This window comes from Pelosinus propionicus DSM 13327 (assembly GCF_900114615.1).
Lineage (GTDB): Bacteria > Bacillota > Negativicutes > DSM-13327 > DSM-13327 > Pelosinus > Pelosinus propionicus.
The window spans coordinates 189,908-208,344 of sequence record NZ_FOTS01000001.1 but is presented as its reverse complement, the minus strand read 5'-3'; the positions used below and the strand labels follow the sequence as shown (position 1 = coordinate 208,344).

The following is an 18,437-nucleotide window of genomic DNA, read 5'->3' as shown; positions in this document are numbered from 1 at the left end:
CCGTTCGACTTGCATGTGTTAGGCACGCCGCCAGCGTTCGTCCTGAGCCAGGATCAAACTCTCCATAAAAGTTATTTATGAAGAACCTTGATGGCTCTTTTTAAAAAAACAAATTGTTTGTGTTAGTTCATTTGCATGAACCAACTGTTTTGTACTCCAAAACGAGTACCGCACATCTGGCTTATTTTAACCTTACTTACATTGTTTAGTTTTCAAGGAACACACAACATTTATAACACTTTCATTTCGAAAACTTCATTGTCACCCGCAAGCAACTTCTATATAATAACATAACAGTTTTATTATTGTCAACTTTTTTATTATATATTTTTTTTTTATATAGAAACCAATTGCGAAGTTATATGCCGTTAGAATTTAAGGTTATAACTCAATTCTAACGACAATACCTATCGCCATTTGTTATACACTCATTAACAATATGTAGTAATGTAGGTCTCACTCAATTCATCTAATACCCGCTTTATTTCAATTATACTTTCATTAGCTAAATTATATTTAGCTAAATCATCACTATGTAACAACAAAGATAATTTTTCAATACGAGATAACAGCTCTAATTTTTCCATGTGTTTAACTTACACCTCTATTTTAAAAATCACAAGGCTCATTGTAGCAACAAAAGCTTTTCTTGTAAAGAAAAACTTGGAAGACAATTTTAAAGAAATTTTTGTACAGCACTACCATTAAGATAATTACAGCGTTTCCCTTGCCAAGTATCTCGATCAACCAACGTCTTTTCAATATCATCACGGATTTTCCACCAGCCTGTTTGCCAATTCGTAAATAAAGTATTTTTTTCTGGAGCTCTACCAATTAAGCGCTGTACCGTAATATCGGAATGTAAATATTCCAAAAAGGTTACTACTCTTTCTACATATTCATCTTTTGAAACTAGATTTATTTCACCTTTTTGATACCAATCAGCCATTGTGGTATTTTTTACAATATACAGTGCATGAAGCTTTACCTGATCAACTCCCATAGCTGATAATATTTTAGCACTTTCAATTACATCTAGCTCATTATCCCAAGGTAAATTCAATATAATATGAGCGCAAACTTCAATATTATACGCTTTAATCCGTAGAGTTGCATCCAGAAACTCTGCTAATGTATGTCCTCTATTTACTTTTTTTAATGAATGATAGTTTACAGTTTGAAGCCCTAATTCAATACAGATGTCAACATTATTTGCTCGACTAATGTTTGACAACATTTCTAGATATTGATCATTCACACAATCTGGCCGAGTTGCCAGCGAAATACTCACTACATCTTCTTGGCAAGCTTCATGAACATACTGCTCAAGCTGTTGTAGCGGCAGATAGGTGTTGCTAAAATTCTGAAAGTAAGGAATAAATTTTTTCGCTTTATATTTTGCCGCGATGTGAACACGATTTGCTGCAATTTGCATTGCTACAGTCATAGAAGCAGGTAAATTTTCATATCCAGCACCAATTTCGCCACAAAATACACATCCTCCCTGTCCACAACTGCCATCGCGATTAGGGCAAGTAACAGGTAAACTGACAGGCAATTTATATACCTTTTCACCATAACGTTGGCGAAGAAAATCTGAATAAGCGTTATAACGCATGATAATCCCGCCCCTCGATATTTTTAAAATCATCACATGCAATATATTGGTATTGAGTCCTATCTTGTTCATACGAGAAAAGTACGGGTGTTTTCCTATAGCTAATCTGACCTGGCTGTTTTATGTATTCCAACAGGTCGATTGAAAAAACCTCAATATGGTATTTCTTTTTAAGGTCCCGCCACGTAGTGAAAATATAATCAGGTATGTAATTGCACACCACATTTGCATTACGCCAAAATTGATTTTTTTCTTCCATCCATTGATCTTGATTCCATGGCAAAAACTCTGGTTGCAATTTTCCTTTCTCATTCATAAGAGCATCAAACTTTAAAAATTCCTGACACACGCTTCTCTCGTGTTCATGATGGATCGAACAAAAATCCAATAAGTATTTAAAGATGGATTTATTACTATGAGCGACTAAATGCAGTTGTTCCTCTTCCCAATAAGTGGATAAATCATGGTAAAAACGAAAAGCATTGCCACCGTGTAATCGAATTAAAAAATCTAACGTATACTTGAAGCGTCCTGTATTATATACCTGATTAAAAACTTCTTCTACTATTTTAAGCTTTCTTACTTCCCCATAAGTTAAATTATCATTACTTAATACTTCATAAGGTGCTTCATCTAAAAATACATAGCCACACTCATTGGCAAAATTACGAAGTCCAGCTCCTTTTAACATTTTTAAAAAACCGATTTGTAACATATGTGGCCGCAACTGATAGACATCATTGAAAGACTCGCCAAACTGGTTATAATTTTCATAAGGCAGCCCTACAATTAAATCTAAATGTACATGAATATTTTCATTTGAAATAATACGTGTTACATGCTCAACGATTTTAGACCAATTATTATACCTGGAAATTTTATTAAGTGTAGGTTTATAAGTAGATTGAATACCAATTTCAAATTGAAATCTTCCAACTGGTACATCTTTCAAAAAATTTAACACCTCATCATCTAGAAGATCAACAGCAATTTCGAAATGAAAATTAGTAGGACAATCTTGTTTTGCTAAATAACGTAGTATAGGCAAGTAATGCTCTTTCTTGGCATTAAAAGTTCGATCAACGAATTTTACTTGCCTTACATTATGTTTAATAAAAAATTCTAATTCCTTGTATACCCGATTTAAATGTAAAAAACGTACACCTGAGGTAGCACTTGATAGACAATATTGGCACGAGAAAGGACATCCTCGAGCACTTTCATAGTAAATAATTTTATCTTTAAGCTGATCCATATCACTATCACCATAAGGAAAAGGTATCGCATTCAGATTTCCAATGACTTGCGGCTTGCCCACAATAATTTCTTCTTTTTGCCGAAATGACAAACCTTCAATGCTATGAACCGTTGTATTGGAGGTTAGTGCGGTCAATAATGTCCGAAGAATATCTTCTCCTTCTCCTTGCACCACATAATCAATCTCAATATTTCTTTTCATCACATCTAAAGGATCATAGGACACTTCTGGCCCTCCCAGTATAATAACCACTTCAGGTAATACTTTTTTAAGCAGTCCAGCCAGTTTCAAAGTCATATCAATATTCCATATATAACAGGCCAACCCAATAATATGAGGTTTTTCACTATAGATATCACTTAAGATGACAAGTAAATCATTATTAATAGTATATTCTTTAACCACAATCTCAGAATTTACTGTGTTACAAGTCTTTTTCAGATATTTCAAAGCTAATGACGAATGAATATACTTTGCATTCAATGTTGATAAAACGACCTTCACTATACAATCACTCCATATATATTCAAATATTACGTTCATACTTATGGTTTCCCCTTCATATACTCTTCTTTTCTTAGTATTCACCACCTGCGTGTTTTTTGAATACTATAAAATAAAAGTAACCTTTAAAGGAAGGTGCCATAATGCGGATAGTCATAGATGGACAAAAAGTACCCGTTAATGTCCGGGTTAGCAGAGACTTATTAATGACACTAAAAGCGATGTCACAAACACTTCATTGGCGGATCACTTATGACACAGCCAATGAATTAGTGTATATTTACTCCCCTAATTATGTAATGCCTGGATCTTTAGACCGTCCTGCGCCAGTCATAGAGGAACCAGCAAGTCAACGTTTATTGGGAAAAATCATCTGTCTTGATGCTGGGCATGGCGGAAACGATCCTGGAGCTATTGGTCCATCTGGAACAATGGAAAAGGATAATACATTAGCAATCACATTGCTCTTGCGGGATATGCTAGAAAATAATGGCGCAACAGTAGTACTGACTCGTGACAGTGATCGCAATGTGTCTTTACCTGATGCTTCCGCTGGAGAAGAACTCGCTGCCCGTGTAGAAATTGCAAAAGATTCGAATGCTGATATCTTCATCAGTATACACAATGATTCCTTTACCGGCAATACAGCTGTAGGAACCACTACTTTTCATTATGGTGATCCTCAATCTATCAAATTAGCTGCTCTTGTACAAAAAAACTTAGTGACAGAGCTAGGAACAAAAGACCATTCTTCTCGATTTGCAAGCTTTTATGTTATTCGTTACACCAAAATGACCGCTATTTTAATTCAAGCAGCCTTTATTTCAAACCCAGAAGAAGAAGTTCTATTATCAAGTATTGATGGCAGAACGAAAATAGCTGAAAGTATTTTTCAAGGCATCGTAAACTATTATAAAGTATAAGAACGATATTTTTCCATATGCTATACAGGAATCTTAAACTATCTTGCTAATATATACAACTATATCTATATTATTCAAAGGAGTGTATACATGTTTAAAATGCTTCGAATTCTTCCACTGCCGCTTACTAAAATGCAATATAGCAATACTAGGGGTGATGCCGCTGCTGGCGAAGCCTCCCATGTGCCGTCTCGTAGTGAAATACCAGATCAATATAAATGGTGTCTTGAAGATATTTATGCAAATGATGATCTTTGGCAACAAGATTTTAATACCTTAAAGAGTCGTTTAAAAGAAATCACACAGTATACAGGTACGTTAAAGAACTCATCACAAGACTTATTGGCGTGCCTGAAAGAGCGGGATGAACTTGGTATAATCAGCGGTAAATTATATGCTTTTGCCCGTATGCATAAAGATGAAAATACATCGGATACCAAATACCAAGGGATGACGGGAAAGCTAGAATCCTTACTTGCAGAAGCAGGTGCAGCCACTGCATTTATTGAACCAGAAATATTAGCTTTACCTGATGAAATATTAACCACATTTCGTCAGCAAGAAGAAGGTTTAAAAGAGTATAATTTCTACTTTGATAACCTTGCCAGGCAAAAAAAGCATGTATTATCGCCTAAAGAAGAAGCCATCTTATCTAAAATCTCAGATATTACACAAGCATCTGAAAATACCTTTAACATGTTAGCACATGCAGATATGGAGTTTCCAAAAACCATCGATGAGCAAGGCCAAATGGTACAATTAAGCGAAGGACGCTATAGCCTATTTATCCGTTCCAAAGACCGAAATGTTCGTCAACAAGCTTTTGTTAATTTGTTTACTACTTACAACCGGTACCGCAACACCTTTGCTTCTACATTAAATGGAAATGTTAAACAAAATGTTTTTTATGCAAAGACTCGTAATTATGCCTCGACTTTGGATTCTGCTTTAAAGGGTGATAATGTGCCAACGGACGTGTATGATAATTTAATAGCTACTGTCCGCAAGAATCTTGCACCTTTGCAGCGCTATGTCGCTCTTAAGAAGAAATTCTTGCAGTTAACTGACATTCATATGTATGACTTATATACTCCCTTAGCTAAAGAGGTGAAATTCCCCTTTCCTTATGAAGAAGGGCTAAAGCTCGTTTGTACCGCCCTTAAACCTCTAGGTTCAGAATATAATCAGATACTAGATACAGGCTTAACTTCTGGATGGATCGATGTTTACGAAAATAAGGGAAAACAGACAGGTGCCTATTCCTGGGGGAATTATGGAACCCACCCTTTTGTTTTACTCAATTATAATAATCGCTATGATGATGTCTCCACATTAGCCCATGAGATGGGGCATGCCATTCATAGTTATTACAGTCAGGAAAATCAGCCTTATGCCACTTCAGCTTATACGATTTTTTGTGCCGAAGTTGCTTCCACAACAAATGAAATACTCCTATTGCATCATATGCTTAATACCACAACAGATAAAAACATAAAACTCTATCTTATCAATCAGTATTTAGAGCAAATACGGGCTACCATTTACCGTCAAACCATGTTTGCTGAATTTGAAAAAAACATTTATGAACTATCAGAAGAAGGAGAAACCCTCACTGCAGATTGTCTCGCAACGTTATGGCACGATCTTAACGTCACTTACTATGGTTCTAATATTATTGTTGATAAGGAACTCGACATAGAGTGGGCAAGAATTCCACATTTTTACTCAGAATTTTATGTGTATCAATATGTTACAGGATATTCTGCCGCTACAACCTTAGCGGATAAAATACTTACGGAAGGACAGTCGGCTCAAGAAAAATATATAAATTTTCTAAAAAGCGGCAGTTCTGATTACTCCCTCAATATTTTAAAGCAGGCTGGCGTTGATATGTCTTCACCAAAGCCAATTGAAATAACATTAAATAATTTCTCTGCCATGCTGGATCAAATGGAGAAGCTATTAACACAATAAGAACGTTATAATAAAAAAAGACTGGATAACCAGTCTTTTTTTATTAAGAGTATAGCTAACCAATGATATAAAAATACTATGAATAATAGAGGTGATATTTCATGCAATTAATTAGACCGATGTTAGCTAAACCTGCTAAATTACCACCTGATGACGCCCAATACAGCTTTGAGATCAAGTGGGATGGAATCCGTGCAATGCTTTACTATAACGCAGAACAATTAACCATAAGAAGCCGCAATCTAAATGATATTACACATCAATATCCAGAACTTCAGCAATTGAAAAAGAAATTAACCGGGCAAAAAATTATACTTGATGGAGAAATAATTACATTTGATAAGAAAGGTCTGCCTTCCTTCCCTATCTTACAACAACGCATGGGTCTTAGTTCCCTTACTGTTATTCATAAGAAAATGTTAGAAACACCTGTAACCTATATTATCTTTGATATTCTCTACCTTAATCAATCCCTCTTAGAACTTTCCTATACAAAACGCCGCTCTATTTTGGAAACCTTGCAGCTTTCAGATGCCAATTGGCAAACTCCAGCTTATCAACAAGGCAGCGGTAAAGAAATACTAGCCGCAGCCTCTGCTTTAAACCTAGAAGGTATTATTGCCAAACGCTTAAACAGCACCTATATTCCTGGAGCACGCAGCGAAGATTGGCTTAAAATAAAAAATCAGTATCGTCAGGAATTAGTGATTGGTGGCTGGCTGCCGGGTCAAGGTCAACGTTCTGGAGGAATCGGTTCCCTGCTGTTAGGCTATTATGATAGGACTCTCCAGGAAGCTAAAAAAGAAAATAAACCGCAACACTTTCTTTATGCCGGAAAAGTGGGTACAGGCTTTACTAAAAATATGCTCCATAAACTGCATACCTTGCTTATTCCTCTGCATCGCAATACCAGCCCTTTTACCACAAATGAATTTCCTAATACGACCATGTTCGTAGAGCCTCACTTAGTCGGCGAATTTGAATTCACAGAATGGACACCGAATAACACCCTTCGTCATCCGTCATTTAAAGGTTTACGAAATGACAAATCTGCCCATGATGTAGTACAAGAAACAAAAATACGAACTCTATAACGATTTAATTCGTAAAAAGGAAGTGCATAATATGGCCAGACCGATGTGGAGTGGCACGATTAGCTTTGGATTAGTCAATATACCAATCAAATTATTCAATGCTGTTAAAAAGAAAACACTACAATTTCATCAACTACGTAAAAGTGACGGCTGTCGTATCAAACTCAAGCGTGTTTGCAGTAATGACGGTAATGAAGTGCCAAAAGAAGAGATTGTCAAAGGTTTTGAAGTTTCACCAGAACAATATGTCATCCTATCTCCAGAAGAAATGGAGAACGTGTATCCTAAAAGTTCGCGTCGAATTGAAATTGCCGACTTTGTAGATTTAGAACAAATTGATCCTATTTACTTTGAACATTCTTATTATCTTACTCCCGATAAAGGGATGGAAAAAGCCTACTCCCTCTTACTAATTGCAATGAAAAAATCACAAAAAACAGCCATCGCTAGCTTTGTTCTGCGTAATAAGCAATATATTGCTGCCATTCGTCCAACTAACAATGTTATCACTTTGTCAACCATGTTCTTTTCCGATGAAATCATTTCTCAAGAAAACTTAGAAGATCTGCCAACTGAAGAGCATCAGCCAAATGAACGAGAACTTAACATTGCATTACAGCTAATTGAATCTCTTTCAAGTAGTTTTACCCCTGAAAAATATCATAATGAATATAGAGAGAAGCTATTATCCATGATAGAAAGTAAAGCAGAAGGTCAAGTGATTACTCAGCAACCGATTATCGAACAAGGTGGAAAAGTCGTTGATTTAATGGCAGCACTGGAAGCAAGCTTATCGGCTTTAAAGAAGAAAACGCCTACTAAAACCAGGAGGAAAAAAGCACATGCCTAATCAGACTGTCATGGAAATTAACAAACTGAATGTAGCGCTTTCCAACTTAGACAAAGTTTTTTATACTGCCAGTAATTTTACAAAGGCACAAGTAATTGACTACTATATCCGTATTGCACCTGTTTTGCTTCCTCACCTTACAGGTCGCCCACTTACTCTTAAGCGTTACCCTAATGGGGCAACAGCAAAGTTTTTTTATCAAAAAGAATGCCCATCCTTCCGCCCCAATTGGTTATCAACCGTACCGGTGTGGAGTGAAAGTAAGAAACGCAGCATCAACTTTTGTCTCGCCCAAGATCTGCCATCACTGATCTGGGCTGTCAATTTAGCTGCCATTGAACTTCATACTTCCTTATCACGCTCTGACGATATACTCCGACCTACCATGTTAGTCTTCGACCTCGATCCTGGTCACCCAGCAACAATTGTACATTGCGCTGAGGTAGCTCTTATGCTACATAAAATATTATTAGAGAGCAATCTTAAAAGTTTTCCTAAAACATCCGGTTCAAAAGGCATGCAAATCTATATACCTCTTAATACACAGACGATAACCTATACCCAAACTAAAGAATTTGCCCATATACTGGCAAAAACATTAGAACAACAGAACCCTTCTCTTGTCGTATCTAAAATGAAAAAAGATTTGCGTAAAGGAAAAATCTTTATAGACTGGAGTCAAAATGACGATCATAAAACGACGGTTTGCGTCTACTCTCTACGAGCAAAAAAGTACCCTACCGTATCTACACCAGTGACTTGGGAAGAAGTAAAAACAGCCTATCTACAACAAGCTCCTGATCAACTCTCTTTCACTACTAATCAAGTCTTAGATAGAGTCCAGAAAATGGGTGACTTATTTGCACCTGTTCTTGAGCTTCAACAAACACTACCAAACTTCAAGAACAAGAAAATGGTCTGAAATATGATTTCAGACCATTTTCTTACAAATTTAGAGTCAAACAATCGGACCAGCACTAATCACTTTTGCTGGTATAGAATTGCCAAATTTTAAAATATTCTGATTAAACAGCAAAGCTAATTCCTTTGCCTTGGAAAAGTAGGCTTCCTTATCTTGCCAAGTGTAAATAGGTTTAAGAAGTTCGGTTGGCACTTCTGGACAAGACATAGGGATATATACGTTAAAAATAGAATCAAGCTCATAGGAAACTTCATCCAGCTGCCCCTCAATCCCGGCTGTAACCATTGCCCTAGTATACGCTAATTTCATGCGACGGCCTATTCCATAGGGTCCACCTGACCAGCCTGTATTAATAAGAAAGACATTTGTATTATGCTTTTCCAACTTTTCCCCTAACAGGTTCGCATAAATCAAAGGTGATAACGGTAAAAAAGGTGCACCAAAGCAGGCTGAAAAGGTAGCCTCAGGCTTTGTAATTCCCAATTCTGTACCAGCTAATTTACTCGTATAACCTGATAGAAAGTGATACATAGCCTGCTCTTTATTCAATTTTGAAATTGGCGGCAAAACACCAAAGGCATCCGCTGTTAAGAATACGACGGTTTTCGGATGACCGCCCAAACCAGGAATACGAGCGCTAGGAATAAAATTTACAGGATATGCAACCCGGGTATTTTCCGTAATAGATTGATCATCGAAATCTACGACCCTGCTTTTTTCATCCACAGTAGCATTTTCTAACACAGCACCAAATTTGATAGCATCCCAAATCTGCGGCTCTGTTTCATGGCGTAACGCAATACACTTTGCATAACACCCGCCCTCAATATTAAATATGCCACTATCACTCCATCCATGTTCATCATCACCAATGAGCTGCCGATTGGGATCTGCAGATAACGTCGTCTTACCTGTACCACTTAAGCCAAAAAATAATGCGGTGTTTCCACCTTGCCCCATATTAGCCGAACAATGCATTGACAAAATTCCCTGACAAGGCAGTAAATAATTCATAACAGAGAAAATCGATTTTTTCATTTCTCCCGCATAATGAGTCCCACCAATTATAATCATTTTTTGCTCAAAATTAATCACTATAAATGCTTCAGAGTTTGTTGCATCAATATCTGGTACAGCTTTGAATCCAGGCATACAACAAATGAGAAAATCATGGTTAAAATCTGAATCAATTTCATCTTGACGTACTAGTAATTGATGAATAAATAGATTTTGCCATGCGAATTCATTAATAAATCTTACACGAGTATGATTATTACCATCAGCACCAGCAAATCCATCAAAAACAAACAGTTCACGATTAACCATATAGGCTAGCATGCGATTATACAATTTATCAAACAGCTCTACGGTAAATGCCCGATTATTCTTCCAGTCTATATCATCATGTACGGATGGTGAATCTACAATAAACTTGTCATTAGGGGATCGTCCTGTGTACTTACCCGTTGCTACACGTAAAGCACCTTTCTCAGTTAATATTCCCTCGTTTCTCTTTAAGGAACATTCTACTAACTCTGCTGGTGTTAAATTCCAATGGACTTGAGTTGCACTTTGCAAGATGTTACTAGTTTTCATGATATACTCCCCCTTCATATGTAATTATTTTCACATAGTAAAAACACTATTTTATCCATAACAATATATGGATAACTTTTCATTGTTATTCTCTGTAATAAAAATAATTCATAAAAAATCAACCCTTTAATAAAGAGTAGCAATCATATTATTTATTTTGCGTTGTACTAGGACTTCGCCAAATAACATGACTGCTACTCTTATACTAAGATCAACTTAAATCAAAGGAAGCTTTACTTCATTTCTATAAGTCTCATCTATTCTAAAATGAAATCGCTCCTTAATCTGATACTTAAAAAGCGCTTTCATTGCAAATAGATACTTTTTAGCCTTTATTCTATTCTAAAATATCATTTATTACAAGAGGCATATCCTCTTTATTACATAGTATGCTATGGCAAATAGGAGCTTTTTCCAAGGCTGCTAACGCTGGGGGTACAGGCCAGCCACTTATCTGAGACAACTCATGCAACATAGAAAATTCGTCTTTTTTGTCGCTATTGCTATTCTTCGAATCCCTAATTGCAGCTAACACACTCTCATTAAACTTAAAAGGACTGGCAGTAGAAACAATAACTTGCAGCGTCATATCTCCCGTCTGTTGGCGATATCGCTCTCCGACATGCCAAGCTACTGCTGTATGGGGATCGGCAACATACAGATATTTCTTGAAAATATCTGTAATTTTTTCTAACGTTTCTACATCACTCACCCAATCCGCCCAGAAAGTATCCTTAATACTCTCTAAATACCTTTGCCCTACACAATATTGTCCTTCACGATTAAGTTCTTCCATCCAATTTTTGATTTGTACTGTATCAGCATCTGTAATGTGATACAACAAACGCTCTAAATTACTAGAAATCAAAATATCCATAGAAGGCGACAGTGTTTTATGAAAAGTACGTACTTTATTATAAACTCCTTGATCAAGAAATTCCGTTAATACATTATTACTATTGGATGCACAAATTAATTTCCCAATAGGCAATCCCATTAATTTTGCATAATAACCAGCTAATAGATTACCGAAATTACCAGTAGGTACGACAAAATTTACGACTTCCCCTAATTGCAAGTGACCTTTAGCCAACAAATCAGCATACGCACTAAAGTAATATACAATTTGTGGTGCTAATCGCCCCCAATTAATTGAATTAGCTGATGATAGCTGAAAGCCCTTTGCAGCTAAATTCTCATTAAAAAAAGGATCATTAAAAATATTCTTCACACCAGTCTGTGTATCATCAAAATTTCCTCTGACTGCTACAACAGAAACATTTGCCCCCTGCTGAGTAACCATCTGCAAACGTTGAATAGGACTAACTCCTTCTTCTGGGTAAAAAACAATGATTTTAATTTGATCAACATTAGCAAATCCTTCTAAAGCTGCTTTTCCTGTATCGCCTGATGTTGCCGTTAATATTACTATTTCAGCTTCTTCCTGGGTTTTACTCAATGCCTTAGACATTAAATGAGGTAAGATTTGTAATGCCATATCTTTGAAAGCACTTGTTGGCCCATGCCACAATTCAAGTGCATAAGTATTATGATCAATCGCTGTAACAGGCGCAATAGCCGCATCATCAAACTTCTCAGTAGTATAAGCAGCAGCGATACAATTCTTTAGCTCTTCCTCACTATAATCGGTTAAAAACAAGCGTAAAACCTCAAATGCTCGTCCCCTATAGTCTAAATTTACCAATTTAGCTAGCCATATATCATCAATTTTGGGCAAAACAGTAGGCACAAATAATCCACCATCAGCAGCAATTCCTCTTTTTATGGCCTCAGCTGCGCTTAATATATCATTACATCCACGAGTACTACTATACATAAACAAACTCCCTTTCCTCTAAAGCAAAGCCTTTTTATTTACTCATAACATCTTTTATACTTTAATAATCCCTTGTTTCTCCAGAGTCCCACCATCATTGCAAAGAATCATATCTTTGGTAAAGTCAAGAATATTATTAAGTTCATCCATCGCTACTTCTTCATCTGCGTATATTACGACCAAAATATTACGAGTTGCCAGTGTTACCTTTGTACGAAAAGCATCAGAGCTAAAATTACCAAATGCTCCTTTAGCATCGACTAAAAATGGTATTTCATCTCCAGCAACAGGATTGCCATCCAGATTTACCAAAACGCCCTTTGCCCCCAGTTCATAACGTATATCACCATCAATTTTGTCTAAATCATATAAACCAAATGGCAACAAAAACTTAATCGCACAATATTGATTAATCATCACAGTGCTATTTACATAGTCTGATCCTTTTCTTTGTATCACACGACGGACAACATCTTCAGAAAAAGCATTATGCCTTAAAGGATTAAATTCTACTTTTATATATATGCTTCTTACACCAAGTATAGGAGGAATATCCATTAATTCCTCTATGTTGTAAAACTTAGCAGCCTCCACTTGTAAATGAAAAAACTCTTGAGCCAATGATGGAGGTGTGCCATGTACTGCAATATTACGAATTACTAAATAGCCTAAAGTACATTTAGGATTAACATTTTTTACATTGTCATGAATATCAAACTTCATAATACGCCTCCATAGGAAAATAAACAAATTATTACTATTCCATATCACGAGCGATCTCACATAATTCGCCCTTTGTTGCAAATACTAAATCATTAGGAGACACCAGTATTTGACACCCTCTAACTCCAGCACTAACCGCTATATACGGCCATTTTATCATACTATTATCAATATAAACTGGATACTGTTTTTTGCCTCCTAAAGGCGAAACACCACCTCGAATATACCCAGTTAATTTTTGTACATCTTTTAAAGGAGCCATCTCCACCTTTTTATTGTCACTAATCGCGGCCAACGCTTTTAATTTAAGCTCAGCATTACCAGGTATGCAAGCCATAATTACTCCTGTTTTATCACCACTAACAACTAATGTTTTAAAAACCTGCCATATCGGAACTTCTATTTTTTTTGCAACATTTTCGGCTCCTAAATCACTCTCATCTACTTTGTATTCGCGTAATTCATAACTAATCTTTAATCCATCTAAAATACGAGCAGCATTCGTTTTCTTCAAAAGATCTCCCTCATTCACTCAATGCAATAAAGTATATTAAATATTTACTACATTTTTTAGGTATTATAAATTTCACATTTTACACAGTATAGTATTCTTAATACTACTTGTCAATAACGATAGAAAATGTATTTACATAGAAGGAAAACTGGCTTATTACAATCATTTAATTTAGAAATAAGACTTACTTATTTTTATAAAATAAATGTATTCTTCTAAAGTTTATATTTATTATTATATAAATTATAAATAGTTGACCAAAAATCCTGCTTATTGATTAGGCTTGTTTCTTTACTTTTAAATATTTCTTTAAAAATTCTCTTAAGCTTCTTCCTTTTCCTATACATGGGCAGGATATCACTGCCTAATATCGAATTTATATATTTTACAAAATAGATTTTGAGGTTTATATAAATAGCATTTTGTAACTTAAAAAAAGAGGTGATTTAACTTTGCTTAAAATAGCGTTAGCGCAAATCGAAATTATTCCTGGTCGACCAGATATAAATACCAGAGCCATGCTCACTCAAATTGACCAAGCTCGCCAGCAGCAATCTCAAATTATCATATTTCCTGAAATGTCTATTCCAGGTTATTTCTTGGGAGATACATGGGAACAGCTTACATTTTTAAAGGACTGCGAAGCATATGGGCAACAAATTATTGCAGCATCTAGTGACATTTGTATTATTTTTGGAAATATAGCAGTTGATTGGAATAAAGTAAATGATGATGGTCGGATTCGTAAATATAATGCATGTTTTGTTGCATACCAAGGCAGACTCCTAGGTAATGATAATTTTCCCTATCCCTTCCGCATTAAAACACTGCAACCTAATTATCGGGAATTTGAGGATACACGTCATTTCTATAGTTTACGTAAACTGGCAATTGAGTTAGGCCTAACTATTAATCAACTTTTACAGCCTGTGACTATTAAGATAGACAATCAAAAACTCAATCTTGGCTGTTTACTTTGTGAAGATGGCTGGAGTGACGATTATGCCGTAAAGCCAATCACCGCTCTTCAGCAAAATGGTCCTGTTGATTTATTTGTCAATATCTCCAGTTCACCTTACACCATAGGTAAAAATAACAAACGTAACCGCATTTTCTCTGCTCAAGCAAAAAGCGTAAATGCACCTTTGGTATATGTCAACAATATAGGTATACAAAATAATGGAAAAACCGTTTATACCTTTGATGGATGCAGTACGGTCTATAATCATAAAGGTGATATTATTGAATATTGCCCCAGCTTTTCACCTGCTTTAACGTGTACTGACTTACACCTTACAATGGATAATGTAACGTGCTCATCTACTCTCATCCCAAATGATGATCGGAGCATTCGAACTATTTTTCAAAGCATTGCATATGGTACAAAGTCCTTTTTAAATTTAATTGGAATAAAAAAAGTAGTCATTGGTTCCTCTGGAGGGATTGATTCAGCTGTCAGCGCAGCTCTTTACGCGAAAATCCTCGGACCAGAAAATGTCTTGCTAGTAAATATGCCTAGTATATTTAATTCAAAAACAACACAAGATTTATCTGCAAAATTAGCAAAAAATCTAGGTTGCCTTTACACGATCATCCCAATACAACAAGTTGTTGATGATACGATACAGCAACTTAGCAATAGTCCTATAATTAATCAAAAGAATGGAGAAAAACAAACATTAGTAATAAGTCCTTTTGTCATCGAAAATATTCAAGCCCGTGACCGCTCATCACGTGTATTGTCGGGTGTTGCCGCTGCTTTTGGAGCAGGCTTTACCTGCAATGCTAATAAAAGTGAAATGACAGTTGGTTACTCCACACTCTATGGAGACTTAGGGGGATTTTTTGCTGCTTTATCCGACCTCTGGAAATATCAAATCTATGAATTGGCCCGCTTTTTAAACGATGAAATCTATAAAAAAGAAGTAATCCCCCAAGAGATCATCGATCTTGTTCCAAGTGCTGAGCTTTCTTTTGATCAATCTGTTGATGAAGGTAAAGGAGATCCCATCATTTATCCTTATCATGATTATCTATTTAAAGCTTTTATGGAACATTGGAATCGCAGAACTCCTGAAGATATACTGCTTTGGTACGAGGAAGGAGTACTGGAAGAAAAACTTGGTTGTCAATCAGGTCTCGTAGCTACTTTGTTTCCCACTACTCAAGAATTTATTAGCGATTTAGAACGGTGGTGGAAACTCTATACTGGCATGGGTGTTGCTAAAAGAATCCAAGCACCTCCTGTCTTGGCGATAAGTCGGAGAGCCTATGGTTTCGATCACCGTGAAGCCCAAAATGGATTCTACTTTACTATGAATTACCAACTAATAAAAGAAAGACTCTTGCACGAATAAAGGAGTGCTAAGTCAGCTTTATTGTGAATCATATCCGATCCTCAAAGTCACTTCTTTGAATGCCAAAAGGCTAGATATTCTAATAGATCGCAACTATTAGAATATCTAGCCTTTTAGCCATATACCATATTGTTCACTTTATATTTTATTTACGCATAAAATATAAAGTGAACATTACTATACTGACAATAAAAAGGGCAATCGGCAACGCAACAATTAACAACCCTGCTATAATGATACCAAAGAGTATTTTTGTAAGCATGCCCGTCTGTCCCATACTAAAATTTACATGTTTTACATAAATTCGCTGGTTTCCACGATAATCATTATATCCTGCAGATTGCTTTTCTGGATCTTGCTCAATAGTAAGACCTGAAAAATCCTGTTTTTCTTCTGGACTTAGTATTTGAACTTTATGTTTTAACTCGTTGCACTTAGAACATTGCTGCTCGTCTGACTGAATTTCAACGCCACAAACGTTACATTTCATGATTACCTCCTAGCACAACAAAGGTTTCACCTCTGCTATTGGTATTGAAATTGATGCCTATATTACTCTGCAAATATACAAATTACAAATCCATCCTCACTTAAATAACGTGGATCAAAATTTTCTAACTGCAATACATCAAATAATTGCGTCCTTATTTTATAGATACTAGCTAGTGAGATCCCCTTCTCTTCTGCAACTTGATTCATTGCAATATTAATAACACCATTAACTTGGGTATAAGCTAAAAGCAATCCAACTGCCCAATTTAATGGTTTGCGCACATTAACAACGCTCAATTGACAAAAATCATACCACATTTTTTCAAGTAATCCTTCATCAAAACGAGAAAGTCCATATTCAACTACTAAATTATGCAACAAACTCTTTACTGACTCTTTTGCTATGCGCTTTTCTTTGATAATGGGGTAACTACGTTCTAATTGACTCAAAGGTGTCACGTTAACTTTAGCAAGGGTAACTAGAATATTAACTGTATGACGAACAACAAGCGCATGCCGTTTAAAAAAATCCATTAAACTCGCTTCTGGCTTTTGTATCATAAATATTTCCTTTTGACGCAATACTTCATCTTTAATGCGTTTTCTAAGATTTATGCTAACTTCCAAGCTTGTTACATAATTAATCATAACTAAACCCTGAGAAAAAATATGTCCAAAAAACAATAAATTTTTCAATATTTTATAATTAAAATCAGGTGTTGGTAACTGGAATGTTTCGTTAGTAAATAAATTAATACATTCCACTAAATCCTGACTAACAATTCTATTTATATAGAAAACCGTAAAGCTAGATCCTAATAAACTTTGTAAAATTTTATATTCGTCTGGCGTGAGCCGCTCACCGCACGTAGTGTTAAAATATTCTAAAGGCTTTAAATCATTGTCTAATAAATGATAATCGAATAAAAAATAATCCCAAAATCCTAACCAAAAGTCCTCTTCAACTTCTTCGGCTGCATTATCAAAAGGACCTGTGTATAAATATAAAGCACGTTCAAAATCTTCCGTAAACTCCTGTTGCTGAAAATATTTCCCAAGCTTAAGCATTAAGCTTTCAACAGCTTCGCCAATAACGATACCAAAAGGTGCTTTATCATCAAAATGCTCACTAGCATTTTCCATTTTCTTCAACCCATCTATAATTGCTTGGGATTTAAGAAGATTGATTTTTTTTCCACCGCTGATTTCTTGTGCGGCTTCTTTGATTTCATCTAGATTTAAAATCTTTTTTTTGATATAAAGATGCGTATAAAATTCAATAAGAATATTAAAGAAATGACGAACTGATTTTAATGTCATTTTAAAACTACTTATATTTTCACTTAGCCACTTAACAATAAAGCTATATTCTTCTAAACTGATTTCATCTAAGTTCTCATTGTTAAAATGAGTTAAATAAAGAACCAAAAATTGTATTTGATGCCATATATCTTTAAGTTTATCATCGCTAATTCCCTGCCAAGCCTTTTGACGTAAGAATCCTTCTACCCACTCTTGATGAATGATAGGTTCCCACACAATTGCTTCATCATAAAAAAGTTGTACCTGATCATACACATTTTTTTTCATTAAGTATAATTTTCTCCTTTAAAGCATAGCTTCCAAAAAGCAGTTATTGCAACATTACAGATTATTATACCATTTTTCCTGATACTCAACCAGTAAAAAGCAAATTGATATTTCTTCAAATATTCGAATTGCATTTTATTGTCTTTAAATATATCTAAGAACAAGTAGATATGTTATAATATTTT

General features: G+C 35.4%; 15 protein-coding genes and 1 rRNA gene. 6 read left to right on the top strand and 10 right to left on the bottom strand.

Features of this window, described 5'->3' with window-relative positions:
• From BMZ99_RS01015 to BMZ99_RS01005, 4 genes are all read right to left on the bottom strand, one after another.
• Positions 1–69: ribosomal RNA gene (locus BMZ99_RS01015) — 16S ribosomal RNA — on the bottom strand; the annotation flags it as partial.
• Positions 70–431: 362 nt separating this feature from the next.
• Positions 432–587 (bottom strand): hypothetical protein, encoded by a 156-nt coding sequence (locus BMZ99_RS26160; protein ID WP_175490442.1) that lies wholly within the window; start codon positions 585–587, stop codon positions 432–434.
• Positions 588–676: 89 nt separating this feature from the next.
• Positions 677–1,618 carry a TIGR01212 family radical SAM protein gene (locus BMZ99_RS01010; protein ID WP_090932059.1) on the bottom strand — a complete coding sequence of 314 codons (942 nt, stop codon included), beginning with the start codon at positions 1,616–1,618 and terminating at the stop codon, positions 677–679.
• The gene (locus BMZ99_RS01005; RefSeq protein WP_245754754.1) at positions 1,608–3,419 is read right to left on the bottom strand and encodes a B12-binding domain-containing radical SAM protein; all 1,812 of its coding nucleotides are present in this window, start codon (positions 3,417–3,419) and stop codon (positions 1,608–1,610) included. The genes BMZ99_RS01010 and BMZ99_RS01005 overlap by 11 nt, the downstream gene beginning before the upstream one ends.
• Positions 3,420–3,523: 104 nt before the next feature.
• Here BMZ99_RS01005 and BMZ99_RS01000 point away from each other — a divergent pair, with 104 nt between their 5' ends.
• From BMZ99_RS01000 to ligD (BMZ99_RS00980), 5 genes are all read left to right on the top strand, one after another.
• Positions 3,524–4,303 carry an N-acetylmuramoyl-L-alanine amidase family protein gene (locus BMZ99_RS01000; protein WP_090932057.1) on the top strand — a complete coding sequence of 260 codons (780 nt, stop codon included), beginning with the start codon at positions 3,524–3,526 and terminating at the stop codon, positions 4,301–4,303.
• 90 nt (positions 4,304–4,393) lie between these two features.
• Positions 4,394–6,277 carry an oligoendopeptidase F gene (pepF, locus tag BMZ99_RS00995; RefSeq protein ID WP_090932055.1) on the top strand — a complete coding sequence of 628 codons (1,884 nt, stop codon included), beginning with the start codon at positions 4,394–4,396 and terminating at the stop codon, positions 6,275–6,277.
• A 101-nt stretch (positions 6,278–6,378) separates the two neighbouring features.
• Entirely contained in the window at positions 6,379–7,371 is a 993-nt protein-coding gene (gene ligD / locus BMZ99_RS00990) for a non-homologous end-joining DNA ligase (RefSeq protein ID WP_090932053.1), read from the top strand.
• A 31-nt stretch (positions 7,372–7,402) separates the two neighbouring features.
• Positions 7,403–8,221, top strand: coding sequence for a non-homologous end joining protein Ku (gene ku / locus BMZ99_RS00985; RefSeq protein ID WP_090932051.1), 819 nt, complete (start codon positions 7,403–7,405; stop codon positions 8,219–8,221).
• Positions 8,214–9,143: a non-homologous end-joining DNA ligase gene (gene ligD, locus BMZ99_RS00980; protein WP_090932049.1), complete on the top strand. Its 930-nt coding sequence runs from the start codon at positions 8,214–8,216 to the stop codon at positions 9,141–9,143. Before ku ends, ligD (BMZ99_RS00980) begins: the two co-directional genes overlap by 8 nt.
• Positions 9,144–9,179: 36 nt before the next feature.
• Here the strand turns inward: ligD (BMZ99_RS00980) and pckA are convergent, their stop codons facing one another.
• The 4 genes from pckA to ybaK all read right to left on the bottom strand — a co-directional run bounded on the left by pckA (position 9,180) and on the right by ybaK (position 13,813).
• A complete protein-coding gene (gene pckA, locus BMZ99_RS00975) occupies positions 9,180–10,739 on the bottom strand; it encodes a phosphoenolpyruvate carboxykinase (ATP) (RefSeq protein WP_090932047.1) in 1,560 nt (519 codons plus the stop codon).
• A 337-nt stretch (positions 10,740–11,076) separates the two neighbouring features.
• Positions 11,077–12,576: a threonine synthase gene (gene thrC / locus BMZ99_RS00970; protein ID WP_090932045.1), complete on the bottom strand. Its 1,500-nt coding sequence runs from the start codon at positions 12,574–12,576 to the stop codon at positions 11,077–11,079.
• Between the two features lie 54 nt (positions 12,577–12,630).
• The gene (locus BMZ99_RS00965; protein WP_090932044.1) at positions 12,631–13,299 is read right to left on the bottom strand and encodes a B3/B4 domain-containing protein; all 669 of its coding nucleotides are present in this window, start codon (positions 13,297–13,299) and stop codon (positions 12,631–12,633) included.
• Between the two features lie 34 nt (positions 13,300–13,333).
• Positions 13,334–13,813 (bottom strand): Cys-tRNA(Pro) deacylase, encoded by a 480-nt coding sequence (ybaK, locus tag BMZ99_RS00960; RefSeq protein WP_090932041.1) that lies wholly within the window; start codon positions 13,811–13,813, stop codon positions 13,334–13,336.
• 452 nt (positions 13,814–14,265) lie between these two features.
• Between ybaK and nadE the strand changes: the two genes are divergently transcribed.
• Positions 14,266–16,170 carry an NAD(+) synthase gene (gene nadE / locus BMZ99_RS00955; RefSeq protein WP_090932039.1) on the top strand — a complete coding sequence of 635 codons (1,905 nt, stop codon included), beginning with the start codon at positions 14,266–14,268 and terminating at the stop codon, positions 16,168–16,170.
• A gap of 145 nt (positions 16,171–16,315) precedes the next feature.
• Here the strand turns inward: nadE and BMZ99_RS00950 are convergent, their stop codons facing one another.
• Both BMZ99_RS00950 and BMZ99_RS00945 read right to left on the bottom strand, forming a co-directional pair.
• Positions 16,316–16,660 (bottom strand): hypothetical protein, encoded by a 345-nt coding sequence (locus tag BMZ99_RS00950; protein WP_090932037.1) that lies wholly within the window; start codon positions 16,658–16,660, stop codon positions 16,316–16,318.
• Between the two features lie 62 nt (positions 16,661–16,722).
• The gene (locus tag BMZ99_RS00945; RefSeq protein WP_090932035.1) at positions 16,723–18,252 is read right to left on the bottom strand and encodes a hypothetical protein; all 1,530 of its coding nucleotides are present in this window, start codon (positions 18,250–18,252) and stop codon (positions 16,723–16,725) included.
• Positions 18,253–18,437 lie beyond the last annotated feature (185 nt).